This window comes from Microcystis sp. M083S1 (assembly GCF_020246405.1).
In the GTDB taxonomy this organism is placed as follows: domain Bacteria; phylum Cyanobacteriota; class Cyanobacteriia; order Cyanobacteriales; family Microcystaceae; genus Microcystis; species Microcystis aeruginosa_C.
On sequence record NZ_JADBTB010000164.1, the window covers coordinates 1 to 10590 of the forward strand.

Here is a 10590-nt window from a genome sequence, read left to right on the forward strand (position 1 = left end):
AAATTAAAAATGGATTTTAGGTTCGATCCCCCCTTAGTCCTAGAGTTGATTCATAGTAGGGTTGATTCATGAATCAACCCTACCCTTAGTCCCCCCTTGATCAGGGTGGTGTCTGATAATTTTTAACGCCTACCTACTTATCGAAGATGTTCCCGCCAGAGTGTGTCTAGAAACAGGAGAGCGTTTTTTTGCACCAGAAACCGTCCAACGCTTGCAGAAAATAATCTGGGAAGATAAGCAGCCAAGGCGAATAAAAAAATCAAGGAGTCCGAGCTATGAAAAGATCTTTACGTCAAAACTTATGTGTTCTTGCCGCCCTCCTTTTGGGTACAAGTTTACTGATCACGGATTATGTGGACGCTCGCGGTGGCGGTGGTGGCGGTAGTCGTGGCGGTGGTGGTGGTAGTCGTGGCGGTGGTGGAGCTTCCCCACGGGTTAACCGCAGTAGTGATCTGCAAAACCGAGGGAATTTTAGTAATCGTTCCCAACCCTCTAGAGATTTTTCTGGAAGACAGGGAGAACGGCAAACCAGTCAACAAAACCGTCAAGGGGAACGCAGCGCAAGACAGGGGGAACGGCAAACCAGTCAACAAAACCGTCAAGGGGAACGCACGGAAAGACAGGGGGAACGGCAAACCAGTCAACAAAACCGTCAAGGGGAACGCACGGAAAGACAGGGGGAACAGCAAACCAGTCAACAAACCCGTCAAGGGGAACGCACGGAAAGACAGGGTGAACGGCAGGGGGAACGCAGCGAAAGAACCGATATCCGTCAAGGGGAACGCAGCGAAAGACAGGGTGAACGGCAGCAGCAGGTTAGCGATCGCCAACAGAACCGTCAAAACTTTATTGACGATAATCGCAATGGTTACTGGCGTGGTGGCGGTTGGTACGGTGGCGGTTATTACGTCCCCCCGGGTTGGGGTTGGGTGGGTTTGACCACCGGCTTAGTCATCGGTTCAGCGATCGCTACTCTCCCCCCCTACTACAATACCGTCTATGTGGGTTCTACTTCCTACATTTACTCGGACGGCATCTATCTTCAGCCTAGCGGTAGTTCCTACACGGTGGTGGCCCCTCCCATCGGTGCGATTGTCACCTATCTTCCCGACGGCTGCACCACAATTACGGCTGACAATACGCTTTATTACAATTGCAGCGGTATTTACTATCAGCCCCTGTTTGAGAATGGTTCCACGGTTTATCAGGTGGTTCGCTTCTAATCGGTTTCTTCTTCATCAATAATTGCCGATCGATCTAATAATAATAAATCTCGCAGGCGATCGGTATCTAATTCTGTTAACCAATTTTCCCCAGCATCTACGGTTTGTTCCGCTAATTGTTTCTTGCTTTCGATCATCTCATTAATGCGTTCCTCTAGGGTTCCCGTACAGATGAATTTATGTACCTGAACATTGCGTTTTTGTCCGATGCGAAAAGCGCGATCGGTGGCCTGGTTTTCTACGGCCGGATTCCACCAACGATCGATATGAAAAACGTGATTAGCGCGGGTTAAATTTAATCCTGTTCCCCCTGCTTTCAGGGAGAGAATAAAAATCTTTGGTCCTTGGGGATCATTTTGAAAGCGCTCGATCATTTCTACCCGATCTTTTGCTTTGGTAGAACCGGACAGAAATAATATTTCCTCGGCTAATTTTTTCTGGAGATGGGTTTGTAGGAGTTTTCCCCACTCGGCAAATTGTGTAAAAATTAAAGCTCGATCGCCTTCTGCTATCACTTCCTCTACCATGGCTTCTAAACGTAATAATTTTCCCGATCTTTGACTGGTTTCTAAACTATTTTCTTTCAAAAAATGTGCGGGATGATTACAAATTTGTTTTAGTTGCATTAGCAAGGTTAAAATTAATCCATGTTTCTGAATTCCTTGAGTTTCTTCAATTTTCTGGAGCGTTGTCTCGACTAATTGTTGATAAAGTTGTCCCTGTTCTTTCGATAAACCACAAAAAATATTCATTTCCTGTTTTTCTGGTAAATCTTCAATAATATTTTTATCGGTTTTTAATCTCCGTAAAATAAAGGGACGGACAAGGGAACGTAAATTATGCAGGGATTCTTGATCGCCGTATTTTTCAATGGGAAGGGCAAAACGACGCTGAAAAAATGTTTGAGTTCCTAAAAAATTGGGATTGAGAAAATCCAAAATTGACCACAATTCCGTCAGGCGATTTTCTACGGGAGTTCCCGTTAAGGCAATCCGAAATCCTGCGGGTATTTTTCGCACTGCTTGGGATTGTTTAGCCGTAGAATTTTTAATATTTTGAGCCTCATCTAAAACTAAACCTTGCCATTGTACTGCTTCTAAACTGGACAGATCGCGATAGATTAAAGGATAACTGGTAATAACAACCGATTTATTTTTTACCTCTTGAGCAAAAGCTTGGCCTTTTAATCTTTTTTCGCCATGATGCACAAAAACCGCCAGGTTGGGAGCGAATTTTCTTAATTCATGTTCCCAGTTATTAACCACAGAAGTGGGAGCAACCACTAACACGGGGTTAACTAACATATCCTCTTCTTTTAATGCTAGTAAAAAAGCGATTAATTGCGGGGTTTTTCCTAAACCCATATCATCGGCTAAACAAGCACCTAAACCCCACTTTTCTAGGAAAGCTAACCAACTAACTCCCTTGATTTGATAGGGACGTAATTCCCCCCGAAATTCTCGCGGTGGGTTGATTAATTGAATCCCTTGATTGTTATTTAAATTATCAATTAATTCCTTTAATGCTCCCTCCGCTTGGAAATTAACTACCGGCAGTTTAGCAATTAGATTATTATCTCCTGAACTCAAGCGCAGGGCATCCTCCACCGAGAGATTAAGGGGAGCGATGGTATTATTTAAAATTGCCTGAGCTGCTTTGACATCCGTAGGTTGTAGGATTAACCATTTGCCTCCCACTTCCACCACTGGCGATTTTTTCTCTAATAACTTATCAAAATCTTTTTTCGATATTTCCTGTTCCCCTACCACTAATTTAAGCTGAAAGTTTAACAAACTGGTTAAACTTAATCTTTCTCCTTTTTTGGGAGTGACAGTGGCAGCAATCTTAATTCCTAATCTTTGTTCATTACTACCAGCAGTTAAACCCGTTGGCAAAATTACCCCTAATCCCTGATCTTGCAATTGCCAAGCGATCGAGCGAATAAACTGATAAACTTCGATCGAATCAAGAGAACATTCCTCCGGGTGTCTCTGCTCTAAACTAATTCTAATCGGTTCGTACAATCGCGATGCTAATCCCAATCCTTTTAAGAGAATTTCCTGGGGATTATTGACAACTCTTTGATAACTATGATAACTTTCTTTGCCCTCTAACCAAATCAACTTGGCACTAATGAGAAATTCGGGATCATCTAACGCTTGTAAATAATAGGTGAGTTTCCACGCTGTCCCTAAACTGGGAGGTTGTAAGGATAGACAGACACGGTATTGATTCTCGATTAATTGGCGATTATTGCCATTAACTAAACTTTCTTGGATAGGAAACACCCAGTTATTATAAGCATTTTCTAGGCGCTGTAAATTCTTGGCTTCTAAGGCAATCTCACGATGATCACCGCTTAAAGATTGTAGCCAAGGTTTTACCATCAATGACGGCGAAATATTAACAGTACTATCTATCTTTTGTCGCAAACGAGCATCGACAATATTTTTTAAGCAATCGAGAATAATTGTTTGTGGTTCGCTATTTTCTTGATAGGCAAGACAGACCGGGGGGATGGTTTGGATAAACTTAGCTAAACGAGTGCGATCGATGGTACTATCTAGCAGGGGATACCAGCAACTTTCACCCTGATTTATTCCCGCTAAAAATTTCCCTCTTGCTAATAAATCTAAACTCCAACGGTGCAAATACAGCCAAAATCGTAGATCATTGCCGATAAATTCGGCCTTAGCTAGGGGCAATTTTTCCCATAACCGCACTATCATCCCCGCAGAAAAAGTTAATCCCGATATCTGCCATGGTTGCCAAGACAAGGATTTAGTTGAGGGTTCGAGAATTTGCCCCGACAGCAGCGGTAAAAAATATTTTTTCCTAGGGGGAGAATAACTAGGCAAACTGAGCTTGATTGATTCTGGAGAATAGCAGTCAAGCTGAGGAGAAAATTTCTCGATAAATTGGGCTAATGCCCCAGATTCTAGACAAAAAGGATGATTTTCCTTTGTTTCACTTAATTCCTTCCCTTGCCACTGTTCACCCCAAAGAAAAAAAACACTATCCTGCGAACCAATCAGCCAATTACCGTGTAGAGTAGTCATTATGAAATAGGGAAATTCCTTTAAAAAACCTGCTGTTGAAAAGGTAACAAATCTCGATTTTGTCGCTTCTTCTGACGTTAAGAGCCTCTAATCTTCTATTTTACTGGACAAGGGCTGATTTCTCAAGTAGAATCTAGTTCAGCGATTAGCCCCGATCGAATGGTTATTATCAGTAATAATAAATAGAGTTATTTTAAACTATGTACAAATCGATCGCCCTAACCCTCGCGCTCAGTCTTCCCCTTAACTTCTCCCTAGTTGGTCAGACGGAAGATTTAAACCACCTACAGCAATTATTATCCACCCGAAAATGTCCCCAATGCGATCTGAGCGGTTCAGGGTTAGTGCAATCGAATCTAGTCGGGGCAAAATTAAATGGGGCCAATCTCGTCGGTGCTAATCTTAGTCAAGCTAATTTAAGTGGGGCGGATCTGAGTGGTGCTAATTTAACCGGAGCCTCTCTTTTTGGTGCTAATCTGACTGGAGCGAACTTAACCGGAGCAATCTTGACGGGTGCGGATTTAAGAGGCGCTTATCTCAATAATGCTAACCTCGAAAACACTAAACTAGACACTGCATACGTGCAGGGTGCGGTGGGAATTCCCAGTAGTGCCGGTACTCCTGAACTATTCTACGGACTAGGGATGGTGGAAGGAAAACAGGGACGCACCAGCGCCGCTATAGAAAATTTTAATAAGGCCTTGACAATCAACCCAGAATATGCTCCAGCCTATCTGGCCCGGGCCATGGCTCACTATCGTCTGGGACAAAATGCTCTAGCGGCCCAGGATGCTCAAATGGCTTCGACTCTCTTTCAACGCCAAGGCAATACCCCCGGTTACGAAGCGGCAGAGAATTTTATTAAAGGCATGGAAATCGCCCTAAAACCGCAAGAACAAGGTGGTGGCAACGCTCAATTAGACCAAATGGTGCAGGGGATTGGTTCTCTGCTCTTACAGTTTGTTTTACCCGCTTTGGGACTGTTTTAATCCTCGTCCGCTGGCTCTTCTAAATGTTCCGAGACCGCGTAATAAAGGTCAAGAACATGGTGATCGGCAAGACGATAAAAGACTCTCCGTCCCTGTTTTTGGTATTTAACTAATCTTAAGGCTCTTAGGGTTCTTAACTGGTGCGATACGGCCGATTCACTCATCCCTAAGTCGTCGGCTAAGTCACAAACACATAATTCTTGTTTGGCTAAAAGCGACAGAATTCTTAGGCGGTTGGCATCCCCCAAAAGGCTGAAAAATTCGGCCATTTTTTGGGCTTTTTCGATTTCTAATCCCTGCAAGTGCTGGAATTTCGCCTCTTGGTGATGGGATTCCCCACAAACCGGTGCTATTTTCTCTAGGGCCATATTTTTTCCTGATCGGTTATTAAGGGAAAGTTGAGAAAGGGAGGTATCGCTCGAATCTTCCATGCCGATACTTGTCCCCTTCTCCCCAATAACTAAATTTGACTGCAAGAACAGCCCGGGTGTCCACCGCCTTTCTCGTTCTCGTTAACGTGACCATTGGCACAAGCTTGGCAACAGTAGTATTTATCGTTTTCTTTGATGGCATCGGCGATCGATACTTGACACGTACAGGATTCACAAGCACATTTCATGGTGGTGACAGCGATCATGGTTACTACCTCTGAACTTCTTTACTGACTTTAGTATAACATCTGAACAGATGTTCATGGATTGAACAAAGTTAAATTTTTCTAAAACTCAGACGGGTGGGAAGTTCTCCTTGATCAGTGATCAGATTGGAGTTTTCAGTTTGCATATAGAGCTTTTCACGTTACTGAGGTATCGACAAGTTTTGCCAACAAAGAGTTTAAGCCCCTTGCCCATGCCTCATTCTGATGAAAACTGCTATATATAGTCTAAGGTAGAAAAAAGTTAAATACTGACTAAACCGCCCAATCATAACAACTTAGGCGACAAATTCTGATGTTATTAGCATTAAAACAACTAACTGTTACCCCAGGCGACCGCCTGTTGTTAACTTCACTCACTTGGCAAGATTATGAAAAAATTCTTGACGAATTGGGAGAGCGACGGTCAATTCGTCTATCTTATAGTCAGGGAACTTTAGAAGCAATGACTCCTCTTTTTATTGATGAAAACACCAAAGTTTTAATCGGGGATTTGGTTAAAGTTCTCCTGGATGAATTAGAGTTAGACTATGAACCCGCCGGATCAACAACCTTTAAAAATCAACAAATGGATCAAGGAATAGAACCAGATGAGTCTTTTTATATCGGAAATTGTGCTGCCGTTAGGGGAAAAAAGCGACTTGATCTGGCTATTGATCCCCCTCCCGATTTAGCAATTGAAATTGATATCACTAAGCGAACTCGATTTAATAATTATGAGCGATTGGGTGTTCCTGAATTGTGGCGATATGATGGGGAGAGACTGGAAATCAATGTTTTGCAAGGATCAGAATACGTTGAATCTTGCCAAAGCCGACTATTTTCTCAATTTAATCTAATAGAAAAAATTCCAGAAACGCTACAAAATAGTCAAAAAATCGGTAGTGCAATGGCATTAAAACAATTCCGAATTTGGGTCAAGCAAACGCTTAATCCCTGACTTCAAATGTACAACGAAGTCAGGGAACTGAGGTTTCCTACTGTCTTTTTACTGTTTACTGATTACTGTTTTTAGACGCGGAACAGCCTACCAGCGATCGCCAGCATCGTAAATTGTTAAACGTCCGACTCCTAGAGCTAATCCGGGAGAATTGTCTCCGGGGGGATAAGCAGTAATTCCAAACTGATAGACACCACCATAATCAGGATTTCGTACTGGTTTCAGACCGATGGAAACGGTATTACCAGGGGGGACAGGAGGATCAAAAATGACCGTAATCGTCTGAGTATTGGGGTCAAAGGTAGTGGATTTTAGGGTTAATTTTTCGCCTCGCTGATTGCGATCGCCAAGAAAAGCAAAGGTTTGATCAACAAGAAAAGCAATAGTTTGAATATTAGGCTGCTGTTGTATGGTTACTTTACCCAAGGGCGCCCCGAGAGACGGCGGCAGAGCGATGGTAAGATAGTATTTTGCTCCCCAAGCACGCACGGATTGGAAAGTAGCGAAGAAATTAACCAGAGTGGGAGAACTCTCAAAAAATACTCTGCCATCGGGAAATTGTCCTGCGAGGGAAACAGGAGCATCAAAAGCGAATATAGCAATCAAAGCGAGTTTAGATAGACTTTCAATCTGTTTTAAAGACAAAAAAGGAATTTTCAAGGTAAAAGCTACTATAAAATATTGATTGTCAAGGGGAATTATAGCAAATTCACTTAACCCCAAACCTCTGCCATGATCAGTGATCAGTGATCAGTTATCAGTTATCAGCTTTTTTCTCCCCACTCCCCCAACACCCCACACCCCACTTCATAATTTATAATTTATAATTCATAATTCATAATTCCCCAATCAGGAGTCAGTGATCAGTGATCAGCTTTTTTCTCCCCACTCCCCCACCCCCAACACCCCACACCCCACACCCCACTTCATAATTTATAATTCATAATTCACAATTCATAATTCATAATTCCCCAACCCCCAACTTGCAATGTATCTAGAACACCTGCACCTTCACAGTTTTAGAAATTATGCCGAACAGTTGCTAAAATTCGAGTCCAAAAAAACAATATTATTGGGCAATAATGCTCAAGGAAAATCCAATTTACTAGAAGCGATCGAACTTTTGGCCACTCTCAAGAGCCATCGAGTTAGCAAGGATCGGGATCTGGTGCTAGAATCGGACTCAGAGGCGAGAATTTTTGCTAGGGTTAATCGTCTTTATGGAGCATCAGAATTAAGTTTAATTCTCCGTTCTTCCGGTCGTCGTACCGTGATCCGTGACCGTCAACCCCTGCGCCGTCATCTTGATTTTTTGGGCGTGATTAATGCGGTACAATTTTCTAGTCTCGATCTGGATTTAGTGCGCGGTGGTCCGGAAGCTCGCCGAGATTGGTTAGATACTTTATTAATTCAATTAGAACCCCTATACGTTCATATTTTACAGCAATATAATCAGGTTTTACGACAAAGAAATGCCCTCTTAAAAGAGATTCGTAAACAGGAATTAGAGGGAAAAGTTTATGCGGATTTATCCCAACTAAAACTCTGGGATTTACAACTAGCAGAAACCGGTTCAAGAGTAACGAGAAGAAGGGCGCGAGTCCTGCAAAGATTAATTCCTTTAGCCCAAAAATGGCACGAAAGTATTAGCGGAAAAACGGAATTTTTAGAATTACAATATGTTCCCAATGTGCCTTGGCTAGAAGATGATGTCAATGAGGTACAAAGGGCTTTTTTAGATAAGATTGAAACCCGTCGTTTGGCAGAGAAACAACTAGGGACATCGGTAGTCGGTCCCCACCGGGATGAAGTGGATTTTTTAATTAACCAAAACCCCGCTAAATCCTACGGTTCCCAAGGACAACAAAGAACCCTAGTTTTAGCCTTGAAATTAGCGGAATTACAGTTATTAGAGCAGATTATCGGGGAACCTCCCCTACTGCTCCTCGATGATGTTTTAGCGGAATTAGATATCGAACGACAAAATCAATTATTAGATGCGATCGAAGACCGTTTTCAAACTTTAATTACCACCACTCATCTCAGTTCGTTTGAGTCCCGTTGGTTGCAATCTTCCCAGATATTTTCTGTCAAAAAGGGACATATTTTTTATTAGCCTATAGCCTCTCTTTATTTTGCTCTTTGTCTGTATACACCCATAATAACAAAACAGGCCTGCGGCCTGTTTCACTATTAGATTAAGAATAATTAATCCTACCTAATCTCGCGGACTACCGGCTTACCGTCGATAATTTCACCGACGAGAATCAGATCAGCAACCCCGACAAATAAACCATTTTCTAAAACCCCCGGCATATTATTAATAGTTCTTTCCAAATCAGCCGGATCATCGATACTATCAAATTTAACATCGATAACTAAATTGCCTTGATCTGTCACCACGGGGCCAGCTTTTTTCACTCCCATGCGGAGAGAAGGTTTACCACCGAGGGCCTCTAATTTCAGCATCACCGGAGTCATGGCCATGGGTAACACTTCCACCGGCAAAAGAAAAGTCGATCCCAGCTTATCCACCAGCTTATTGCCATCCACTACCACGACGAAAATATCGGCGAGACTATCGACAATTTTCTCCTGAGTATGGGCAGCACCGCCACCTTTAATCAGATTTTTCTGGGGATCCACCTCATCGGCCCCATCGATAGCGATATCCATCTTCACGATGACATCGAGGGTAGTGAGGGGAATTCCGTACTTCCTAGCCAAAACTTGCGCTTGAAAAGAAGTGGGAACCCCGACAATATTGCTGATTTCCCCGCTTTGCAGTCTAGCGCCCAGATATTCGATCGCATAGGCCGTCGTTGAACCAGTTCCCAATCCCACGACCGAATTAGATTGAACTAGATTAGCGGCGGCCTTCCCGACCTCCTGTTTCATAAGAATGACCGGATCGATTGCTGTCATGATGCACATTCCTAAAAGCGATATTTTGAACCTCTTAGTTATCGGCTATCCCTTGCCCTCTTGTCAATGGAATTAGGGATTAGTGGCCTGAGCTGCTAACATTTCCTTGAGTTTAGCCAATTCATTGGCCCAACGGGGATCTGGCTGTAAAGCGTCACCATCGCTGGTAACTTTCGGGGTACTACTGCCACCCCGTTCAGCCTTGCGTTTTTTGCCGCCGCCACCACTGGATTTGCGCGGTGCTGCTGTCGTCGGTTTTGGAGTCGGTCTTTCGACTTTTTCGGGGGTTTCTACGCTTGCCTCCGTGCCTTCTGCTTCTTCTCCTTCTTCTTTACCTCCCTTGCTGCGGGGGAGAGCTTTCTCGATTTTGATCGGGTTTTCCATGAAGGATTGGCCGTTGTATTTTTCGATAAACTGGTCGGCTAGTTCATCGCTAGGGACGGTAACGAAGGCAAAACCGCGACATTTGCCAGTTTTGCGATCTTTGATGACTTTAGTGGTAATCGTATCCCCTTCATCGGCAAAAAGCGCCTGTAATTTTTCGCGCTCGACGGATTCTTTGGGCAAATTACCAACGTATAGACGAATGGACATGATAGATTCCTCCAAGTATAGGGTGATTTGACATACTCCCACCGTCAAGCTACGCTGTGACGGTGGATTCTTTCCACATTGCTGTTAGAAATTCCTTGTTCAACGAGACAGCTTAGATTCTCAATGTCTCCATTAAGAATCCAGAGGCCGGACTCTCCCAAGGCGTTTGGGTCGGTTTCTGTTTGCCCAACAGTACCGTTGAGAT

10 protein-coding genes and 1 pseudogene are annotated in these 10590 nt (G+C 43.3%); 4 read left to right on the top strand and 7 right to left on the bottom strand.

The genetic code is table 11. From position 1 onward, the window contains the following. Positions 1-275: 275 nt before the first annotated feature. A complete protein-coding gene (locus tag IM450_RS15385; protein WP_287667866.1) occupies positions 276-1223 on the top strand; it encodes a DUF6515 family protein in 948 nt (315 codons plus the stop codon). Here the strand turns inward: IM450_RS15385 and IM450_RS15390 are convergent. After that, positions 1220-4282 carry a DEAD/DEAH box helicase gene (locus IM450_RS15390; protein WP_287667868.1) on the bottom strand — a complete coding sequence of 1021 codons (3063 nt, stop codon included), beginning with the start codon at positions 4280-4282 and terminating at the stop codon, positions 1220-1222. The two genes, IM450_RS15385 and IM450_RS15390, sit on opposite strands and share 4 nt — an antisense overlap. 200 nt (positions 4283-4482) lie before the next feature. On the opposite strand from IM450_RS15390, the gene IM450_RS15395 reads away from it, so the two are divergent. Beyond that, positions 4483-5271, top strand: coding sequence for a pentapeptide repeat-containing protein (locus IM450_RS15395; RefSeq protein WP_287667870.1), 789 nt, complete (start codon positions 4483-4485; stop codon positions 5269-5271). Here the strand turns inward: IM450_RS15395 and IM450_RS15400 are convergent. Together IM450_RS15400 and IM450_RS15405 are read right to left on the bottom strand one after the other, a co-directional pair. Beyond that, entirely contained in the window at positions 5268-5702 is a 435-nt protein-coding gene (locus tag IM450_RS15400; protein ID WP_287667872.1) for an ArsR/SmtB family transcription factor, read from the bottom strand. The genes IM450_RS15395 and IM450_RS15400 overlap by 4 nt on opposite strands. 29 nt (positions 5703-5731) lie before the next feature. Beyond that, on the bottom strand, positions 5732-5908 hold the full coding sequence (locus IM450_RS15405) for a metallothionein (RefSeq protein WP_287667874.1): 177 nt from the start codon (positions 5906-5908) through the stop codon (positions 5732-5734). A gap of 313 nt (positions 5909-6221) precedes the next feature. Here IM450_RS15405 and IM450_RS15410 point away from each other — a divergent pair, with 313 nt between their 5' ends. Further along, positions 6222-6866: a Uma2 family endonuclease gene (locus tag IM450_RS15410; protein ID WP_287667876.1), complete on the top strand. Its 645-nt coding sequence runs from the start codon at positions 6222-6224 to the stop codon at positions 6864-6866. Between the two features lie 87 nt (positions 6867-6953). On the opposite strand, the gene IM450_RS15415 is transcribed toward IM450_RS15410, so the two are convergent. Then, the gene (locus IM450_RS15415; protein WP_287667879.1) at positions 6954-7526 is read right to left on the bottom strand and encodes a DUF2808 domain-containing protein; all 573 of its coding nucleotides are present in this window, start codon (positions 7524-7526) and stop codon (positions 6954-6956) included. Between the two features lie 328 nt (positions 7527-7854). Here IM450_RS15415 and recF point away from each other — a divergent pair, with 328 nt between their 5' ends. Further along, positions 7855-8982, top strand: coding sequence for a DNA replication/repair protein RecF (gene recF / locus IM450_RS15420; protein WP_002800677.1), 1128 nt, complete (start codon positions 7855-7857; stop codon positions 8980-8982). A gap of 98 nt (positions 8983-9080) precedes the next feature. On the opposite strand, the gene rpiA is transcribed toward recF, so the two are convergent. The 3 genes and pseudogenes from rpiA to IM450_RS15435 all read right to left on the bottom strand — a co-directional run. Beyond that, on the bottom strand, positions 9081-9791 hold the full coding sequence (gene rpiA / locus IM450_RS15425) for a ribose-5-phosphate isomerase RpiA (protein WP_149985664.1): 711 nt from the start codon (positions 9789-9791) through the stop codon (positions 9081-9083). A 72-nt stretch (positions 9792-9863) separates the two neighbouring features. Continuing rightward, positions 9864-10385 (bottom strand): RNA recognition motif domain-containing protein, encoded by a 522-nt coding sequence (locus tag IM450_RS15430; RefSeq protein WP_002800672.1) that lies wholly within the window; start codon positions 10383-10385, stop codon positions 9864-9866. Between the two features lie 44 nt (positions 10386-10429). Then, positions 10430-10590 (bottom strand): annotated as a pseudogene (locus IM450_RS15435) (RNA-guided endonuclease InsQ/TnpB family protein); the annotation flags it as partial.